This window comes from Nocardia sp. NPDC059154 (assembly GCF_042755705.1).
Classification (GTDB): Bacteria; Actinomycetota; Actinomycetes; order Mycobacteriales; family Mycobacteriaceae; genus Nocardia.
The window spans coordinates 35,238-54,167 of record NZ_JBHZCS010000008.1; the positions used below are offsets into that span (position 1 = coordinate 35,238).

The following is an 18,930-nucleotide window of genomic DNA, read 5'->3' on the forward strand; positions in this document are numbered from 1 at the left end:
CGTGAGGTCCCGGGCTGCCGCCGGGGTCGCGGTGGCGCTGGCGATACTCGCGTGCCCGCCGCTGGGCGCGACCGCCCATGCCGGAATGCCGTACCGGGCCGCCTCCCCGGCGGATGTGACCCGGGTGCATCAGTTCGGCCCGAACTGGGAGCGGGTGGAGGTCACCTCCGCCGCCATGGGCCGCAACGTCGCTCTCGATGTGCTGCACGGCTCCGGCACGGGTCCCCGGCCCACCCTCTATCTGCTGGACGGGGTGGACGCCGAGGGCGTGTCCGACTGGCTGACCAAGGGGCACGCGGCGGAATTCTTCGCGGACAAGCCCGTCGACGTGGTCCTGCCCGCGGGCGCGACCGGCAGCATGTACACCGACTGGCTGCATGCCGACGCCGCGCTCGGCTGGAACCGCTGGGAGACCTTCCTGACCGCCGAGCTACCCGGCGCCATCGAGCCCTATCTGCACTCCGACGGCCGCCGGGCCATCGCGGGCGTCTCGATGGGCGCGCAGGGCGCGATGATGCTCGCCCACCGCCACCCCGGCTTCTACCGTGCCGTCGCCGGATTGAGCGGCTGCTACTCGACCATCGACCCCTCCGGCAGTGCGATCACCGCGCTCACCGTCGCCTCGCGCGGCGGCAACATCATGAACCTGTGGGGCCCGCCCGGCACCTTCGACTGGCTGATCCACGACAGCACCGTCTGGGCGGAAGCCCTGCGCGGCACCGTGATCTATCTGTCGGCCGCCTCCGGTCTCCCGGGCCTGCCCGATCTGACCCAGGTGCTGAAGTCGCCCGACATCCCCGCCGCCCTGGAGGCCGCCGGGGGCGGCGTGGTGCTGGAGGCCGGCGCCCGCGTCTGCACCGAGCATTTCGCGAAACGACTGAGCGACTTGGGAATTCCCGCCACCGTGCACTACGAGCCGAGCGGAATTCACGCCTGGGAGGACTTCTCCGCCGAGCTGGGCCCGGCCTGGGATACCCTCGCCTCCGCGTTCGCCCCGGCCTCCGGGCGGTAATAGCACCGCCCGAATGCGCTTGGGGCGCACGGTATCTCAGTGCCGGAATCCGTAGCGGGGCAGTCGGCGGAGTCCCGGCCGGATCCGGCTGTCCACCGTCACGGCCAGTCCGGCGTGCACGGCCGCCACGGTGAAGTCCGACGCCTCTTTCCAGGTGGCCGCGTATTCCATGGTGAGCTCGGCCCCTTCGTCGGGCCCGCCCAGGTACACGGTGACGCGATGGGTGAGCGCCTCCCCGATGCTGTCGAACAGAACCTTGCCTTCGGTGATGCCGGCCATGCGTGCTGCTCCTCGAATAGTGGCGGGGAGACGCGCGAGCCGACCCCTGCGGCGGCTGCGCGTCTCTGTAACCGAAAGTAACTGGATTGGTTTGCACGGGAACGTGTTCCGGTTCGACCTTGGAAATGTCACAAGCGCCGCGCGAGGCTAGTTGTTACGCATTGGAACAGAAATGTTGGCACCCCAGACTGGACACGCGCTCACAAACGATCACGATGCCCATTGTGACTATTCGGAAGGTTCGTCCTCCCCTCTGTTCCGGCACACCGCGCCTTCCTACGCTGCCCGGCATGAGGATTCGTGTTCCCATCGCGGTGATCGGCGCGCTGCTGCTGACCGTCGCCGCGGGATCGGCTGCCGCACAGCCACTTCTCGCCGCGCCCGATCCGGACCCCTTCTACGCCGCCCCCGCCGATCTGGCCGACCACCAGTCCGGCGACGTGCTCGCCGTGCGCGCCATGCCCGCACTGCCCACCTTCCCCGACACCGATATCACGCTGATCAAGTTCCGCTCCACCGACTCCACCGGCCGGCCCATCGCGGCCACCACCACGGTGCTGTCCCCGCACAACCGCCGCCCGGACGCGCCGGTGCTGTCCTACCAGCAGATCATCAACGGCCTCGGCGCGCAGTGCGCGGTCTCCCGCGCGCTCTACACCAGCGACCCGAACCTCGTGGTCCGCGAGGCCCCCGCCTGGAACGTGCTGCTGCAGCGCGGCTGGACCCTGGCCCTGCCCGACCACCTCGGACCCCGATTCGCCTACGGCGCGGCCAAACTCGGCGGTCAGATCACCCTGGACGGCATCCGCGCCGTGCAGCGGGTGCCGGATCTGCGGGTCGAGCACAGTCCGGTCGCCATGGCCGGATACTCGGGCGGCGGCATGGCCACCGCGTGGGCCGCGGCGCTGGCCGCCACCTACGCCCCCGACCTGCACCTCGCGGGCGCGGCCATGGGCGGCGTGCCGATGAACCTGGTCAGCATGCTGGAAACCCTGGGCATGAACCGGCATCCGGCCTTCGGGCTGGCGCTGGCGGCCGGACTGGGCCTGGAACGCGAATACCCGGACCGATTCCCGCTCACCGACCAGCTCAACGCGCACGGTCTGGCCGTGCGCGACCGGCTGCTCAACAGCTGCACCAATGACATTCTGGCCGCCGGTGCGGGCCAGGGCGCGCTGGATATCGCCAAGTCGACGGTCATGACCGAGGACCCGCAGGCCCGCTCGGTGGTGGAGGAGAACAGCCTGGAGCTGTACCCCGGCATCCCCGATATGCCTGTCTTCGAATGGCATTCACCCATCGACGGCCTGATTCCCGTGGACGCCGTGGTGGACACCGTGCACCGCTACTGTGCGGCCGGCGCGCAGGTGTGGAGCGTGCAGGTTCCGGTGCCCGACCATCTCACCGCCGCCGTCCTCGGTCTCCCGCCCGCGCTCGCCTGGCTGGATGCCCGCCTGCGCGGCGAGCCGGCACCGACCAACTGCTGAACCCGCCGGCCGACTATCGACGGGCGGGCCGACCGCTGCAGGTCAGCAGCCTGCCGCCTGATAGGTGCGGGCCACCAACGCCGAACGCAGATACCACAGCCCCGACGCTTGGGTGGGATCGAACCCGGTCAGCTGCCCTATCCGCTTGAGCCGGTAGTCCACGGTATTGGTGTGCACGTGCAGCATGCGCGCCGTGCGCTGCCGGTTCAGGTTGTTGCTGATGTGCGACTGCAGCGTCTCCAGCAGCTCGGCGTGCTCGTCGAGCGGATCCAGCAGCGACCCCAGATGATCGCGGCCCGGTCCCGGCCGGGTGAGCTGATATTCCAGTGCCAGTTCGTCGAAGCGGAACAGCCCGCGCACCAGCCGCAGCCGGTGCACGATGTCGAGCAGCTCGTGCGCCTGGTCGGCGGCATCCGGAATCTGTTGCGGCGCAGCGGAAACCAGTGTGGCGGTGATCGGAACCCGGGCCGCCCGCGACAGCTGTTCGACCAGTTCGTCCAGCTGCTCGTCCGCGAGCGCCGTGACCGGCACCAGCAGCGTGCCGCCGTCCACGCTCAGCAGCGACAGCACCCGGTCGGGATACCGGTGGGCCAGTTCGGCCTGTACCCGGCGCAGCTTGCGCCGTGCCACCACCGCACCGTCCACGGTGGGGGAGTGCTCCTCGGGATGTTCGGGAATCGCCAGCGCCAGTACGTGATACGTCTCGGCGATCTCGATCCCGCATTCGCGCGCCATGGTGGAGGTGCTGTGCCCGCCCAGCAGCGCGGAGGTGAGCGTGTGCACTGCGGTGTGGTGTTCGCTCACCACCGACCGCAGCTCCCGCACATAGGCCATGGCCACCGCGGAGGTCATCCGGTCCAGCAGCTCCACCACGAGTTTGGCCCCGCCCATGATGCTGTCCATGTCGGCGGCCGCGATGACCAGCGTGACATCGCCGTCGTCGTCCTCGCGGCGCACGTGCCCGGCCATGGCATTGGCCATCACCAGCTCCGAGCCGATCTTGAAGCCCTCGTGGATGGCGTGGTGGATGGTGTCGATCGGTATGCCCTCCCGCGCCCACTGCGCGGCGGCCTCCTCCAAACGCTTGGTCTTCTCCGGAATGTCGCGCCCGTCCAGCATGCCCACCGCCAGCTCCAGGCAGGTGCGGGTGATGGCGGTGACGTCGCCGTGAATGGCGTCGCCGGGCAGCGTCCCGCACGGCGCGACGGTTTCGACGAAATGCCCCACCATGTGCTGCGCGAGCCCGCGCACATCCTTGAGCGGCGACGATATCGGGTTGCCCGACACGGTGAGCCCCGCCCGGGCCGGAATTCCCACGGACATCCGTGACTCCCTTCCACCCCCGGGTTGCGCCCCTTCCGGGACCTGAAACGCTAACGCATGCCGCGAGTACCAGCGGCCGGATCGATCTCTCCTGTGAGGCACAGTAATGCGCTTTCGGCGCTCTTGTGACTTCTCACATGCGCCAGGCCGGCCCCGCATGACGGCCGGGCAGCGTCGACGCGGGGCAATTCGCGTGGACACGCGGGTGAAACGGGCGCTCGCCCGAGGCGCGAGAGCGCCACCGGGGTGATCTATCCGACTCCACCTCGGAACGGAATCCTGTCAGCCCGGGTGGACATGCCCGGGGCGGTGATCAGCCCAGGTGGCTCGTGTCGTTGTACGCGGTGAGCCGCATCCCGGAATCGCCTCGCTCCCAACGGGTTATGGAAGCATTGCGGACCTGGGCGCTGGTCTGGGCGCTGATCTCGGCCTCGTCCAGATCCCCGAAGATGTAGCGGGTCAGCACGATTGCGATGTCATGGGTGAAAACCAGGACATGGCCGTGCATTTCGCGGAGCACGGCCCGCAGCCGGAGCGCGACGTCGGGCCAGGATTCGCCGCCCGGCGGGCGATGGTAGAAGCCGCCCGAGCGCTGCATCGCCCGGAATTCGTCCGGGTAGCGGCGCTGAATGCCGATCCTGGTGAGCCCGAACAGCACCCCGGGCTCCCGGTCCCGGATCCGCTCGTCGAAGTGCACGGGCGGCGTCGACAGGAAAACGAGCGCGATGCGGGCGGTCTCGCGGGTGCGCAGGTACGGCGAGCAGAGCACCAGGTCGAAGCCCGGATCGAACCCGGCCAGCCGTCTCCCGGCCGCCGCCGCCTGCGCCGCGCCCAGCTCGGTCAGCGGCACGTCGGCATCCCGTGTGCCCGTGATGAATTCCTCCGACCCGGTGTACGGCGCCGCGTTGACGGTGCTCTGGCCGTGTCGCACCATGGTCAGTGATTCCAGTCCCGCTCCCGTCGCGTCCACCCATATATCGTGCGCGCAACCATGGCCGTCCGCCCGCCGAAATGTTAAGTGTGGGCGATGACCACATTCGGTGACGCCCGCGATGCCCGGACCGGTCCGCCGGTGCGACTGGACGATCTGCCGCTGGGTTCCGTGCACTACAGGCTGGTCGCCCTGGTCGGCATGGGCCTGTTCTTCGACCTCTACGAGCTGTTCCTGGCCGGCACCATCACCGGCGTGCTGCGGCAGCAGCTGCACCTGTCCACCTACCAGCTCAGCGGCATCCTGGCCTCGGCCTTCGCGGGCCAGTTCCTGGGCGCGCTGGTGATCGGGCGGCTCTCGGACGTGTTCGGCCGCCGGCGCATGTTCATGGTGAACATCGGCCTGTACGCGGGGTTCACGCTGCTGGGCGCGTTCACCCCGAACGTGTGGTTCCTGATGGCCACCCGGGCGCTGGCCGGTCTCGGCATCGGGGCGGAGATGACGGTCTCCGACACCTACCTGTCGGAGACCATGCCCGCCCGGGTGCGCGGGCGGATGATCGCCATCGCCTACACCCTCGGCTTCTGCGCGGTCCCCGCCGTCGGCTTCCTGGCCCGCTGGCTGGTGCCGCTGCGGCCCCTCGGGATCGACGGCTGGCGCTGGCTGTTCGTGCTCGGCGGCCTCGGCGCGGCGCTGGTGTTCGTGGCGCGGCGGCACATGCCGGAGTCGCCGTACTGGGAGGCGGGCCGGACCCGGCAGCGCGTGTCCTTCACCGAGATCCTGCGCCGGCCCTTCCGGGGCCGCACCACCTTGTTCTCCGCGGTGATGATCCTGCAGGTCTTCGGCTACTACGGGTTCGGCACCCTCGCCGTCCTGGTATTGCAGCACAAGGGATTCACGGTGGTGAACTCCCTCGGATACCTGGCCATCACCTATCTCGGCTACCCGCTGGGCTCGCTGCTGGCCATTCCGCTGATGGAGCGCGTGGAACGGAAATACCTGGTGATGGGCAGCGCCGCCCTGATGGCGGTGTTCGGCCTGGTCTTCGGTTTCGCCACCGCCGTGCCGCTGATCCTGGTGTCGGGCGGGTTGTTCACCCTGGCCAGCAATGTGTTCTCCGACGCCATCCACACCTATCTGCCGGAGTCCTTCCCGACCAGCGTGCGCGGCACCGCGTCGGGCACCACCTATTCACTGTCCAAGCTGAGCACGGCCGTGCAGCCGTTCCTGCTGCTGCCGCTGCTGGACCGCCGCGGGCCGGGCGCGGTGTTCACCGTCATCACCGTGGCCCTGGTGATCATGGTCGTGCTCATCGGCCTCTGGGGTCCGATCAGCGGCCGCAAGCCGCTCGACGCCGGGTGAACCCCGGCCGCGCACCGGGTTTCGCTACCGGTGCGCGGCGACCGGACTGCCCACCGTGATGTCGGCGGGCGGTAGCCACAGCGTGGCGATGGTGCCGCCGCCGACCGCGGGCTCGATGGAGGCATTGCCGCCGTGCGCCTGCGCCACCCAGGCGACCAGGGCCAGCCCGATGCCATTGCGCCCGCTGCGCCCGGCCGCGCCGCGATTGAACGGGCTGGCCGACATGACCGGATCGACGCCCGGGCCGTGGTCGCGAATGCTGACCCGCCCCTCCGCCACATGCACCTCGACCGGCGCGGCCCGATTCACCGCGCCGTGGGTCAGCCCGTTCTCCAGCATGTTCCGGATCGCCAGGCTCAGCAGCTGCGGATCGCCCACCACCACGCTCGGATGCGCGGTCACCACGATGCGCTCGTCGGCGGCCTCCTCGGCCACCGCCTCGGCCAGCTGGTCCAGCCGGAGCAGGGTGCGCTCGGGTTCGGCGATACCGGACTGCATGCGGGCGCGGGCCAGCAGCCCGGTCACCAGGCGCGCCATCCGATCCGCGAGCCGGCGCGCCTCGGCCAGCGTCTGCTGCACCTCCTCGGGCTTGGGCCGGGATTCGGTGAGCAGCTTCAATGTGGTGAGCGGCGTACGCAATTCGTGCGCGGCGTCGCCGAGGAACTGCTCGTGCTCGTCCAGCATGCGCAACGCCTGCCGCTGACTGCGCCCCGACAGCAGGAAGGTGGCCGCCGCCGACAGCAGGACCAGCAGGCCACCGCCGGCGATCAACTCCCACACCAGGATTCGATGCGCCCCGGCGTCGGCCATGGACTCGGTCCCGGCCAGGATGACCACGATGCTGTCCCAGTCGTTCCAGAACACCGGGGCGCCCGCCACCGTCACCGAGCGGCCGGTGATGTCGGTGCCCGCGAACCGGCTGCCCTGATACAGCAGGCCGTCGGCGTGATCCTCGGTTTGCGTTGCGAGCGTGGAGATCTGGGTGTCGTCGGGCATGAGCGAACGCTGGTAGGTGTGCGCCTGCTTCCACGGCTCGCCCGGTTTGCGCACTGTCACCACGACCGCCGTCGACCCCTTGGCCAGCTCGTCGTCGATGACGGTGGACAGGTCCAGCACCTGCTTGTCGTCGTGCTGAATGGCCCGGGCCAGCCCGCCCGCCACCTGCTCGGCCTGATCCTGCGCCCGGGTCTGGCGCGCGTGGGCGTCGATGGAGGCGGCCACGAAGCCGAACACCAGCACGGCCGTCGCCGTGATCACGGTGACCAGCGCGGTCATGATCCAGCGGGCCCGTTTCAGCCGGGCCACGGCGGGAGAGCGGTGCGCGCTCACGAGATCCCGCCGCCGATGAGGAATCCCGTACCCCGCACGGTCTCGATCACGCTCGGCTCCCCGAGCTTGCGGCGCAGCTTCGCCACCACCGCGTCCACCACATTCGAAGCGGGCTCGGCCATTTCGTCCCAGCAGCACTCGATGAGATCGGTGCGGGTCACCACGCTGCCGCGCCGGGTCGCCATGAGTTCGAGCACCGCGAACTCCTTGGGGGTGAGCATCAGCATGATGCCGGCGCGGGTGACTCGGCGGCGCATCAGGTCGATATCGATGTCCGCCACCGCGATTCGCGACGCGGTGGGCTGTTCGCGGCGGCGGCACAGCGCCCGCACCCGCATCACCAGCTCCGGCAGCGCGAAGGGTTTGGTCAGGTAGTCGTCGGCGCCGTGCTCGAAACCGGCCAGCCGATCGTCGAGCCCGTCGCGGCCGGTGAGCATGAGCGCGGGCACCGTGTGCCCGGCGCTGCGCGCCCCGGCGACCAGGTCCAGGCCGTCGCCGTCGGGCAGGCCGCGATCCACCACCAGGCAGTCGTAGCGATTGATGGCGATCTTGAAATCCGCGTCGGCGATGCTCTGGGCGAGGTCCACCGCGAACCCGGCCGAGCGCAACCCATCGGTCACCTCACGGCAGAGCTGGTGGTCGTCCTCTAGCACCAAAACACGCACAGAGGCAGAGAGTAGGGCATCCCGGACGCCTGCCCAACGGCTGCGGCGACCGGATCGGCGAAAAATGATCGGAAAATGATCCGACGGCAAACCGCCGCGCTACCACCGGCTTCCGACCCTCTCACGGAACGGCCCGCCAGGTCGAGCTGCGCGATCTGGTGCTCGGCTCACCGGAGGCCATGATCGCGGATCTGGTTGTGGCCGAACCGGTCTCGGTGCGCGCCACCGACTCGGCGGAGCGGGCGGCCCGGCTCTTGCAGGGCGCCAACCTGATCAACCTGCCGGTGGTGGACAGCGAGGACCGCCTGGTGGGCCTGCTCACCATCGACGACGCCGTCGAGGTCATCGAGGCCGCCGATTCCGAGGACATGGCCCGGCAGGCCGGCACCACCCCGTGGTCCGGGCACTACATGGCCGCGGGCGTGTTCCAGCTGGCCCGCTACCGCGCCCTGTGGCTGATGCTGCTGCTGGTCGCCGCGACCCCGACCGTCACCGTCACCAACTTCTTCGAGCCGACCCTCGAACAGGCCGCGCACCTGGCGCTGTTCATCCCCCTGCTCATCGGATCCGGCGGCAATGCGGGCGCCCAGGCCGCGACCACCTGCGTGCGCGCGCGGTCGGCGAGGTCCGGGCCTCGGACCTGTTCGCCGTGATCTGGCGGGAATGCCGGGTCGGGTTGCTGCTGGGCTGCATGCTGGCCGCGGTCGGCATGGTGATCGGCACGCTGTTCGTGGGCGTGAAGATCGCCGTGGTGGGGGGCATCGCGCTGGTGATCATCTGCGCCTGGGCGGCGACCATCGGCGGAACCATGCCGCTGCTGGCGAAGAAACTGCGCATCGACCCGGCCGTCATCTCCGTGCCCATGGTGACCACGCTGGTGGACGCGACCGGGCTGGTCATCTATTTCACGACTGCGAAAGTGGTGCTGGGGATCTGACACCGTGGTGCTGGGGATCTGACATGGTGGTGCTGGGGATCTGACATGGTGGTGCTGGGCATTTGATCGGCAAACCTGGGGCGGGTACGGACACGCCGACCCCGGGTCGCTGTGACGGATTGCACCGCTGTAATTTTCTGCAGTCGGTGGCGTGCTTGCCCATCCCCGTTTCGCATTCTCGCAGGACAGTGTGAGGACACGTGAAGACACAACTTCTTGTGCTGCATGGGGATGTCACCTACCAGTAGTAGTGTTCAGGGTAAGGGAATTCCGCAGGGTCCGGTGAGCTGAGAAGGGTGTGTGAGCGGGCGTGAAACTGATCGATCGGGTGACGGCGATCAACTGGAACCGCGTGCAGGACGAGAAGGATGCCGAGGTCTGGGATCGGCTCACCGGCAACTTCTGGTTGCCGGAAAAGGTCCCGGTCTCCAATGACATCCCGTCCTGGAACACGTTGACCGCCAATGAGAAGCAACTCACCATGCGGGTCTTCACCGGCCTCACCCTGCTCGACACCATCCAGGGCACGGTCGGCGCGGTCAGCCTCATCCCGGATGCGCTGACCCCGCACGAGGAGGCGGTGCTCACCAATATCGCCTTCATGGAGTCGGTGCACGCCAAGAGCTACAGCTCGATCTTCTCCACGCTGTGCTCGACCCGCGAGATCGACGAGGCCTTCCGCTGGTCCGAGGAGAACCGGAACCTGCAGCGCAAGGCCGAGATCGTGCTGGAGTACTACAACGGCGAGGACCCGCTCAAGCGCAAGGTCGCCTCCACCCTGCTGGAGTCGTTCCTCTTCTACTCCGGCTTCTACCTGCCCATGCACTGGTCCTCGCGGGCCAAGCTCACCAACACCGCCGACATGATCCGCCTGATCATTCGCGACGAGGCCGTGCACGGCTACTACATCGGCTACAAGTACCAGAAGGGCCTCGAACTGGTCTCCGAGGCCGAGCGCGAGGAGCTCAAGGCATACACCTTCGAGCTGCTGTTCGAGCTGTACGAGAACGAGGTCGAGTACACCCAGGACCTCTACGACGAGGTCGGCCTCACCGAGGACGTCAAGAAGTTCCTGCGCTACAACGCCAACAAGGCCCTGATGAACCTCGGCTACGAGGGCCTGTTCCCCAAGGACGAGTGCGACGTCAACCCGGCCATCCTCTCGGCCCTCTCGCCCAACGCCGACGAGAACCACGACTTCTTCTCCGGCTCCGGCTCCAGCTACGTCATCGGCAAGGCCGTCAACACCGAAGACGAAGACTGGGAGTTCTGACAAGTCGCGGCGCTCGACCCGATGCCGCGGGGAAGTCGCCACCCGGCCGAGCGCCGACCGCGAAGTTCACCAGCAAGATCGTGAACTTTTCGTGATCACGGGTGTTCCCCACGGACAGACATGGCAAACGGCCCCGAGCAATGATTCGCTCGGGGCCGTTTGCTGACCGCAGCAACTGATTTCGCAACGTTCGGGGTAACTCGTCGGGTACGACCAGAATCGGTTTGCTCCCCGACCGCCGGCACGCGTGCCCAACGGTCGACGGCTCTCGGCCGCGCGCTGAAGGTCCGGAGAGGCGGGGGGAGCTCAGTCCGTGACGTATCCGTTGAGGTTGTTGCGGACGTCGTCGAGCAGGGCCCGGGCGGCGGTGATGCCGCTGCCGTGCCAGATGGCGTCGTCGACGGCGAACTCGCGGCGGTCGCTCACGGCGGCGAGCTGTTTCCAGTTGTCGCCCTTCATGATCGACTTGCCGTAGTCGAGGCCGTCCTTGCCGTCGAACATGAGGAAGATGAGGTCGCCCTCGATCCGGTTGCGGGCGTCCTGGCTGCTCAGGCTGGTCACGTCGAAGGAGTCCCCGCGCTGCGGCTGCGGCCGCTGCACGCCCGCGTCGCCCAGTACCTGCGCGGCGAAGCTGTTGCCGCCCTGCACCTGAATGACATTGGGCTCGAAGCGGATCACCGACGCCTGGGTGAGGGCGGCATTGGCGGCGACGCCCGCGTCCTTGGCGGCCGTGCGGTAGTCGTCGAGCGCCTTGACCCCGGCGGTCTGGCGGTCCATGGCCTCCGCGAAACCGGTGAAGGTGGCCTGCCAGCCGTTCTCCGCACCGACCAGCACCGTCGGGGCGATGCCCTTCAGTGCGTCGTAGCGCGAGCTGTCGGAGGCCGGGCCGATGATCAGGTCCGGCTTCAGCTCCGCGATCTTCGCCGGATCCGGGTTGCCCACCGGGCCGACCGAGGGAATATCGACGACGCCGGTGCCCAGATAACCGGGCTGCGGCGCGGGACCGGCGAGCGTGGTCGCGCCGACCACGCGCTCCCACAGCCCCAGCGCGCAGGTGGCGTCCAGGGCGGACGTGGAGAGCACCACGATGCGCTTGGGATCGGCCGGTACCTCCGAGGTGCCCGCGGCATGGGCGACGGTCTTCGTGCCCGCGGCCGAGTCCGGGCTGGACGGCAGCGGGCACGCCTTGGAGGTGTCGCGCTCGATCCCGACCACGCCCGCACCCGCGATATTCGTGGTGGTGCGCACGATCGAGGCGGAGTTGTCATCGGTCTTGCCGCATCCCGCGACCAGACCCACCGTCAGCAGCGTGGCCGCCGAGACCAATCCCACACTGCGCAAATGCCGCAAAGATCGCCAATGGGGAGCGACCAGGGGGGAGAAGGTGGGGGCGAACGTGTTTCGGGTGGAAGCGGACTCGCGCACCGGCATGCGGGGCAGCCTACAGCCGTGCCCGGCGACTCCCAATTACGACACCGGCGCCGCCGAAATACGACACAGAGTAGGACCCGGAGCGAGCGCTGTGGGAACACGGTTTACGATCTGTCACAGCGCAAGCCACCGTCGTTCGTCATGTGCCGAACCGGACGCCGGAAGCAGCGTACGAACGATGGCATACCTGTGGAGGTTTCGTGACTGCCGTAGAACCGCGGCCGGCCAGCCTTGTGGAGGCGGCTCGGCCCTATCCTCAAAGGACGGGTCCGAAGGGATCGTTCATCTACAAGATGGTCACCACGACGGACCCGAAGGTTCTCGGCGTCATGTACCTGGTGACGGCCATGTCCTTCTTCATGGTCGGCGGCATCATGGCGCTGCTCATGCGCGCCGAGCTGGCCCGCCCGGGCATGCAGTTCCTGTCGCCGGAGCAGTTCAACCAGCTGTTCACCATGCACGGCACGATCATGCTGCTCTTCTACGCGACCGCGATCGTGTTCGGCTTCGCCAACATCATCCTGCCGCTGCAGATCGGCGCCCCTGACGTCGCCTTCCCGCGTCTGAACGCGTTCAGCTACTGGCTGTACCTGTTCGGCGGAACCATGGCGACCGCCGGCTTCATCACCCCCGGTGGCGCGGCCGACTTCGGCTGGACCGCCTACGCCCCGCTGTCGGACATCGTCCACTCCCCGGGCGTCGGCGGCGACCTGTGGATCCTGGGTCTGGCCGTCTCCGGTCTGGGCACGATCCTCGGTGGCGTCAACATGCTCACCACCGTGGTCTGCCTGCGCTGCCCGGGTATGACCATGTTCCGGATGCCGATCTTCACCTGGAACATCGCCGTCACCTCGGTGCTGGTGCTGCTGGCCTTCCCGCTGCTCACGGCGGCCCTGTTCGGCCTGGCCTACGACCGCCACCTGGGCGGCCACATCTACGACCCGGCCAACGGCGGCGTGCTGCTCTACCAGCACCTGTTCTGGTACTTCGGCCACCCCGAGGTGTACATCATCGCGCTGCCGTTCTTCGGCATCGTGTCGGAGATCTTCCCGGTCTTCAGCCGTAAGCCGATCTTCGGTTACACCACGCTGGTCTACGCGACGCTGGGTATCGCGGCGCTGTCCATCGCGGTGTGGGCGCACCACATGTACGCCACCGGTGCCGTGCTGCTGCCGTACTTCTCGTTCATGACCTTCCTCATCGCGGTTCCGACCGGTGTGAAGTTCTTCAACTGGATCGGCACCATGTGGCGCGGTCAGCTCACCTTCGAGACCCCGATGCTCTGGTCGGTCGGCTTCCTGGTGACCTTCCTCTTCGGTGGTCTGTCGGGTGTCATCCTGGCCTCGCCGCCGCTGGACTTCCACGTGTCCGACACCTACTTCGTGGTGGCGCACTTCCACTACGTGCTCTTCGGCACCATCGTGTTCGCCACCTTCGCGGGCATCTACTTCTGGTTCCCGAAGATGACCGGCCGCATGATGGACGAGCGCCTGGGCAAGTGGCACTTCTGGGCCACCTTCGTCGGCTTCCACACCACGTTCCTGGTGCAGCACTGGCTGGGCAACATGGGTATGCCGCGTCGCTACGCCGACTACCTGCCCTCGGACGGCTTCACCACCCTGAACACCATCTCCACGATCGGTGCCTTCATCCTGGGTTCGTCGATGCTGCCGTTCATCTGGAACGTCTTCAAGTCCTACCGCTACGGCGAGGTCGTGACCGTGGACGACCCGTGGGGCTACGGCAACTCGCTCGAATGGGCGACCTCCTGCCCGCCGCCGCGGCACAACTTCTACGAGCTGCCGCGCATCCGCTCCGAGCGTCCCGCGTTCGAGCTGCACTACCCGCACATGGTCGAGCGCATGCGCGCCGAGGCCCATGTCGGCTGGGGCTCCAAGTCCCACACCGTCAAGGAGCTGGAGAAGGTTTCCAGCTAGTCTCGACACCTGAACACCAACGCGGCACCCGTCTGACGACGGGTGCCGCGTTGTTTTCGGGGAGGGGAGTGCCGACCCGACCGCGGGCGTCCCGCACTCGTATATATCTCCCGCTCGTAAGGCCGCCCGGTTTTTGCCAGACGTACGCACTGTGCAACAGTTGTCAAGTGCATGATTCAGTGGCTCAGCGGCGGCCGGGAACCAGCGCGACCGCGCGCCGCGACATCGGGCATCTGGCCGACTTCACCGCGACCCCGCGAATGCTGTTCATCGCGGCCCTCGCCATCCCCATCGGAGCGCTCGGCGCCTGCGCGGCCTGGGCGCTCTCCCGCCTCATCGCGGTGATCACCAATCTGGTCTGGTACCAACGGCTCAGCGCCGATCCGGTGTCCGTCGGCGCGACGCACCACAATCCGCTGCTGATTCTCGGCGCGCCTGTGCTGGGCGGCCTGATCGTCGGGCTCATGGCCCGCTACGGGTCGGAGAAGATCCGCGGCCACGGCATGCCCGAGACCATCGAGGCGATCCTGCTGGGCGGCAGCAAGGTCGCGCCCCGGGTCGCCGCGCTCAAGCCGGTGTCGGCCGCGGTCTCCATCGGCAGCGGCGGACCCTTCGGCGCGGAGGGACCGATCATCATGACCGGCGGCGCGCTCGGCTCGCTGCTCGCGCAGTTCCTGCACCTGACCGCGGACGAGCGCAAGGCGCTGCTGGTCTCCGGCGCGGCCGCGGGCATGGCCGCCACCTTCAATACGCCGTTCGCGGCACTGTTGCTGGCGGTCGAACTACTGCTGTTCGAGTGGCGGCCACGCAGTTTCGTGCCGGTCGCGACCGCGGTGTCGGTGGCGGCGGTGCTGCGCCCGGCGCTGCTCGGCTCGGGCGCGCTGTTCCCGGCGGCGGGCACGCTGCACATCACCGCGCTCACCTGCGCGCTGTGCGTGGTCTCCGGCATCGCGTGCGGCCTGCTGGCCGTGGTGGCGACCCGGTTGGTCTACGCCTCCGAGGACGGCTTCCGGCGGCTGCCCGTGCACTGGATGTGGTGGCCCGCCCTGGGCGGAGTGATCATCGGCGTCGGCGGGCTGTTCGTGCCGCAGGCCCTCGGCGTCGGGTACGACGTGATCGGGGCCGAGCTCGACGGGTCGATCGGACTGGGCCTGGTGGTCGGCATCCTGATAGTGAAGACCCTGATCTGGTCGCTGTCGCTGGGATCCGGCACCTCGGGCGGCGTGCTCGCGCCCATGTTCATGATCGGCGGCGCGCTCGGCGCGCTGGAGGCGCACGTGTTTCCCGCCGTGGGCCCGGGCTTCTGGGCCCTGATCGCACTGGCCGGGGTGCTCGGCGGCGTGATGCGCTCACCCATCACGGGGGTGGTGTTCGCCGTCGAGCTGACCCACCGCTTCGACGCGCTGCTGCCGCTCATCATCGGCGCGTGCACGGCGTACGCGTTCTCGGTGCTGGTGCTCGAGCGGTCGGTGCTGACCGAGAAGATCGCCCGCCGCGGCTTCCACCTGTCCCGCGAATACGACGTCGACCCGCTGGAGATCCTGTTCGTCGGCGAGGTCATGCAGCGCGATGTGCGGGCCTTCGTCGGCGACGTCACCGCCGGGGCCGCGCTGACCGCCATCTCCGGCCACGATCCCGCCGAGCTGGTGGGCCGGCGGCAGATGCTCTACCCGGTCCTGGATGTCGGCGGCCGCCTGCTCGGCGTCGTCACCCGCACCGCCCTCGAAACCGTCGTGCACGACGGCGAATCCGGCCTGACCCTCGGCCGGCTGTGCATCCCCGCCACGGTCACCCACCCCGACGAGACCCTGCGCGCGGCCGCAATGACCATGGCCGCCAACGACATCGACCGCCTCCCGGTTGTGGACCGCAACAATCCGGACATCGTGCTCGGCATGGTCAGCCTCACGATGTTGCTCGCCGGGCGGGCCCGTGACCACCACGAAGAACATGCCGCCCAGCGCATTCTGCGCCTGCCGACGATCCGGCCCTCCCGCGTCGAGGTCGGCGCGACGGCCTAGCGCCTGTTCGATGTGTTGCTATTGGCTTATGGAGGATCCGGGAGCGATGTCGGAAACGGGACTGTCCACCGAGTGGTCGCGTGCGCTGGGGCTGCGGCGGCCGGTGGTGAACGCGCCGATGGGCGGGGTTGCCGGTGGCAGGCTGGCGGCCGCGGTCGCGGCGGCGGGTGGCCTGGGCATGATCGGGATGGGGAGTGCGGGGTCGGTGGAGGCCCTCGAACGGGAACTGCCGTACGTCGCCGACGCTGCCGGTCCGGTCGGGATCGGTCTGGTGGATTGGGTGATGGCCGCCCGTCCCGGGCTGTTCGAGCTCGCCCTCGCGGCCGCACCCGCGCTGCTGTCGGTGAGCTTCGGGTCCGACCTGTCGTGGGCCGACCGGGCTCGCGCCGCCGGAATCCGCACGGCGACACAGGTTTACACCGTCGACGATGCCCGGCGTGCGCGCGATGCCGGTATCGATGTCCTGGTGGCACGCGGTCTGGAGGGTGGTGGGCACGGCGCTCCCGAACTGGCGACGCTGCCGCTGCTGGAGGCCGTGCTCGACGCGGTGCCGGGTCCGGTGCTGGCCGCCGGTGGAATCGGGTCGGCGCGCGGGGTCGCCGCGATGCTGGCGGCCGGAGCCTCGGGAGTGTGGCTGGGGACCGCCCTGGCCGCCTGTGCCGAATCGCTGCTCTCGCCGGGCGGCCGGCGGGCCCTGCTCGCGGCCGAGGACAGCGACACCATCGTGACCCGGACCTTCGACGTCGGCATGGAACTGCCCTGGCCACAGCGCTTTCCGGCCCGGGTGCTGCGCAACGACTTCACCGCGCGCTGGCACGACCACCTCGGCGAGCTGGCCGGTGACACCGCCGCGCGGTCCGAGCTGACCACCGCCAATGCCGCCGACGACCCCCGTATCGCCCCGGTCGACGCGGGCCAGGGCGTCGGCCTGGTCACCGCGGTGCGCCCGGCCGCCGATGTGCTGACCGAAATGTGTTCGGGCGCCGCGCGCCTGCTCGGTCGCTGACGCACCGGCTCTCGGTCGGCGGTCGCCCTGACCTCCGGTGGCCCGGTCGCTGACCTCGGGCGGCGTGATGCCCGCCACCGTCGGCGGCGGTCGGCGCGGTCCCGTTCGCGCCGACCTGACAGAATGAGCTGCCGCCGCATGCCGGGCGGGACAGGCAGTCGCATGGAACGGAGTTATCGATTGAGCGCGTCTGACACGACGGTTCTGGTCACGGTCACCGGACCCGACAAGCCGGGCGTCACATCGGTACTTCTGGCCGCCCTGGCCAATAGCGCGGTCAGTCTGCTGGATGTGGAGCAGGTCGTGATTCGCGGCCGGCTCACCCTGGGCGTGCTGGTGTCGTGTCCCACCGATCCCGAAGCGCTGCAGGATCAGCTCGAGGATGCCATGGCCTCCATCGGCATGGATGTCGATGTCGAGATCGGGGCGAGCGCCGTCTCGGGCGCGAAGCTGTCCACCCACGCGGTCGTGGTGCTGGGTTCGCCGGTCACCGCCCGCGCCTTCAGCGCCATCGCGCGCAAGCTGGCCGCGCAGCGGGTGAACATCGACTCCATTCGCGGCATCGCCGACTATCCGGTCACCGGCCTGGAACTCATGGTCACCGTCCCCACCGCCGATGCGGACGCCGAGACCGAGCTGCGCACCGCGCTGGCCACGGTCGCCGCCAAGGAGAGCGTGGACGTCGCCGTCGAGAAGGCGGGCCTGGCGCGACGGGCCAAGCGGCTCATCGTGTTCGACGTGGACTCCACCCTCATCCAGGGCGAGGTCATCGAGATGCTGGCCGCGCACGCCGGTGTCGAGGAGGAGGTCCGCAAGGTCACCGAGGCGGCCATGCGCGGCGAGATCGACTTCTCCGAATCCCTGCGTCAGCGGGTGGCGACCCTGGCCGGGCTGGACGCCTCGGTCATCGACGAGGTCGCCGAGCGGATCGAGCTCACCCCCGGCGCCCGCACCACCATTCGCACCCTGCGCCGCCTGGGTTTCCGCTGCGGTGTGGTGTCCGGCGGTTTCCGTCAGGTCATCGAGCCGCTGGCGCACGAACTGGAACTGGACTTCGTGCAGGCCAACACCCTCGAGATCCGCGACGGCAAGCTGACCGGCGCGGTGGTCGGGGAGATCGTGGACCGGGAGGCGAAAGCCGTTGCGCTGCGCCGATTCGCGGCCGAGACCGGGGTGGCCATGGATCAGACCGTCGCGGTCGGCGACGGCGCCAACGACATCGACATGCTCAATGCCGCCGGGCTGGGCATCGCGTTCAATGCCAAGCCCGCGCTCCGCGAGGTCGCCGACGCGGCGCTGTCGCATCCATTCCTGGACGCGGTGCTGTTCATCCTGGGCGTCACCCGCGACGAGGTCGAGGCGGCCGATGCCCGCGACGGCGGCATCCGCCGGGTGCCGCTGCCTCGCTGAGGCGTGTGGGTCCTGCCTCGCTGAGGCCGGCAACGCGTCCAATTCGGTTGCGGCACTCGCAGCTCCGCTCTCGGTACCGTGGTCGGGGAGTCCGGCCACGATCGAAGGAGAGTCCGTGCGTGTGCGTATGCCGCTGGCAGTGCTGATGGCCGCGCTGGCGCTGGCCGGCTGCGGCAGTTCGACCTCGTCCGAGCACGAGCCGGTGCGGGTCGGCGCCGACTCCGACGGCAAGGACGTGAGTCTCGCGGTCGGTCAGGGACTGATCGTCACCCTCGAGGCCAACCCGACCACCGGATACGCCTGGATGCTGGGCGGTCTGGACCAGAACGTGGTGAGGCAGAACGGCTCGCCGGAATACGAGCAGGACCCGAATCCGGACGGCAAGGTCGGGGTCGGCGGCAAATCGGTGTCGAATTTCGTGGCGGTCGCGGCGGGTTCCACCCGATTGAGCCTGGAATACAAGCGAGCCTGGGAACAGGGTGTGGAGCCGGCCAAGAGCTTCACCCTGAACCTGACGGTTCATTAGC

17 protein-coding genes are annotated in these 18,930 nt (G+C 68.9%); 11 read left to right on the forward strand and 6 right to left on the reverse strand.

All coding sequences use genetic code 11. The features are described from left to right. Position 1 precedes the first annotated feature (1 nt). Positions 2-1,012: an alpha/beta hydrolase gene (locus ACFXN1_RS09540; protein WP_379438936.1), complete on the forward strand. Its 1,011-nt coding sequence runs from the start codon at positions 2-4 to the stop codon at positions 1,010-1,012. A 36-nt stretch (positions 1,013-1,048) separates the two neighbouring features. Here ACFXN1_RS09540 and ACFXN1_RS09545 read toward each other — a convergent pair whose 3' ends face one another. After that, positions 1,049-1,291: a hypothetical protein gene (locus tag ACFXN1_RS09545; protein WP_364613198.1), complete on the reverse strand. Its 243-nt coding sequence runs from the start codon at positions 1,289-1,291 to the stop codon at positions 1,049-1,051. A 290-nt stretch (positions 1,292-1,581) separates the two neighbouring features. Between ACFXN1_RS09545 and ACFXN1_RS09550 the strand changes: the two genes are divergently transcribed. Further along, entirely contained in the window at positions 1,582-2,778 is a 1,197-nt protein-coding gene (locus ACFXN1_RS09550; protein ID WP_379438937.1) for a lipase family protein, read from the forward strand. A 42-nt stretch (positions 2,779-2,820) separates the two neighbouring features. On the opposite strand, the gene ACFXN1_RS09555 is transcribed toward ACFXN1_RS09550, so the two are convergent. Beyond that, the gene (locus tag ACFXN1_RS09555; RefSeq protein ID WP_379438938.1) at positions 2,821-4,101 is read right to left on the reverse strand and encodes a PucR family transcriptional regulator; all 1,281 of its coding nucleotides are present in this window, start codon (positions 4,099-4,101) and stop codon (positions 2,821-2,823) included. Between the two features lie 313 nt (positions 4,102-4,414). Continuing rightward, positions 4,415-5,071: a histidine phosphatase family protein gene (locus ACFXN1_RS09560; RefSeq protein WP_379402326.1), complete on the reverse strand. Its 657-nt coding sequence runs from the start codon at positions 5,069-5,071 to the stop codon at positions 4,415-4,417. 57 nt (positions 5,072-5,128) lie between these two features. Between ACFXN1_RS09560 and ACFXN1_RS09565 the strand changes: the two genes are divergently transcribed. Continuing rightward, entirely contained in the window at positions 5,129-6,394 is a 1,266-nt protein-coding gene (locus ACFXN1_RS09565; protein WP_379438939.1) for an MFS transporter, read from the forward strand. 24 nt (positions 6,395-6,418) lie between these two features. On the opposite strand, the gene ACFXN1_RS09570 is transcribed toward ACFXN1_RS09565, so the two are convergent. Further along, on the reverse strand, positions 6,419-7,723 hold the full coding sequence (locus ACFXN1_RS09570; RefSeq protein ID WP_379437695.1) for a sensor histidine kinase: 1,305 nt from the start codon (positions 7,721-7,723) through the stop codon (positions 6,419-6,421). Continuing rightward, entirely contained in the window at positions 7,720-8,388 is a 669-nt protein-coding gene (locus tag ACFXN1_RS09575) for a response regulator transcription factor (RefSeq protein WP_354835110.1), read from the reverse strand. Before ACFXN1_RS09575 ends, ACFXN1_RS09570 begins: the two co-directional genes overlap by 4 nt. A 158-nt stretch (positions 8,389-8,546) precedes the next feature. Between ACFXN1_RS09575 and ACFXN1_RS09580 the strand changes: the two genes are divergently transcribed. The 3 genes from ACFXN1_RS09580 (at position 8,547) to nrdF (ending at position 10,598) form a co-directional block, all read left to right on the forward strand. Continuing rightward, the gene (locus tag ACFXN1_RS09580) at positions 8,547-9,041 is read left to right on the forward strand and encodes a CBS domain-containing protein (RefSeq protein ID WP_379437697.1); all 495 of its coding nucleotides are present in this window, start codon (positions 8,547-8,549) and stop codon (positions 9,039-9,041) included. Next, on the forward strand, positions 9,038-9,325 hold the full coding sequence (locus ACFXN1_RS09585; RefSeq protein ID WP_379437699.1) for a magnesium transporter: 288 nt from the start codon (positions 9,038-9,040) through the stop codon (positions 9,323-9,325). Before ACFXN1_RS09580 ends, ACFXN1_RS09585 begins: the two co-directional genes overlap by 4 nt. A 310-nt stretch (positions 9,326-9,635) precedes the next feature. Continuing rightward, positions 9,636-10,598, forward strand: a complete 963-nt coding sequence (nrdF, locus tag ACFXN1_RS09590; RefSeq protein WP_354835114.1) for a class 1b ribonucleoside-diphosphate reductase subunit beta — start codon at positions 9,636-9,638, stop codon at positions 10,596-10,598. 306 nt (positions 10,599-10,904) lie between these two features. Here nrdF and ACFXN1_RS09595 read toward each other — a convergent pair whose 3' ends face one another. Continuing rightward, the gene (locus ACFXN1_RS09595; RefSeq protein WP_379437700.1) at positions 10,905-12,029 is read right to left on the reverse strand and encodes an ABC transporter substrate-binding protein; all 1,125 of its coding nucleotides are present in this window, start codon (positions 12,027-12,029) and stop codon (positions 10,905-10,907) included. Positions 12,030-12,229: 200 nt separating this feature from the next. On the opposite strand from ACFXN1_RS09595, the gene ctaD reads away from it, so the two are divergent. From ctaD to ACFXN1_RS09620, 5 genes are all read left to right on the forward strand, one after another. After that, positions 12,230-13,966 carry a cytochrome c oxidase subunit I gene (gene ctaD, locus ACFXN1_RS09600; protein WP_354835118.1) on the forward strand — a complete coding sequence of 579 codons (1,737 nt, stop codon included), beginning with the start codon at positions 12,230-12,232 and terminating at the stop codon, positions 13,964-13,966. Positions 13,967-14,133: 167 nt separating this feature from the next. Continuing rightward, positions 14,134-15,987 carry a chloride channel protein gene (locus tag ACFXN1_RS09605; protein WP_379437702.1) on the forward strand — a complete coding sequence of 618 codons (1,854 nt, stop codon included), beginning with the start codon at positions 14,134-14,136 and terminating at the stop codon, positions 15,985-15,987. 46 nt (positions 15,988-16,033) lie between these two features. After that, positions 16,034-16,993: an NAD(P)H-dependent flavin oxidoreductase gene (locus tag ACFXN1_RS09610; protein ID WP_379437704.1), complete on the forward strand. Its 960-nt coding sequence runs from the start codon at positions 16,034-16,036 to the stop codon at positions 16,991-16,993. Positions 16,994-17,173: 180 nt separating this feature from the next. Next, on the forward strand, positions 17,174-18,403 hold the full coding sequence (gene serB / locus ACFXN1_RS09615) for a phosphoserine phosphatase SerB (protein ID WP_354835124.1): 1,230 nt from the start codon (positions 17,174-17,176) through the stop codon (positions 18,401-18,403). A 115-nt stretch (positions 18,404-18,518) separates the two neighbouring features. Then, a complete protein-coding gene (locus ACFXN1_RS09620; RefSeq protein WP_379437705.1) occupies positions 18,519-18,929 on the forward strand; it encodes a protease inhibitor I42 family protein in 411 nt (136 codons plus the stop codon). The last annotated feature ends 1 nt before the right edge of the window (position 18,930 follow it).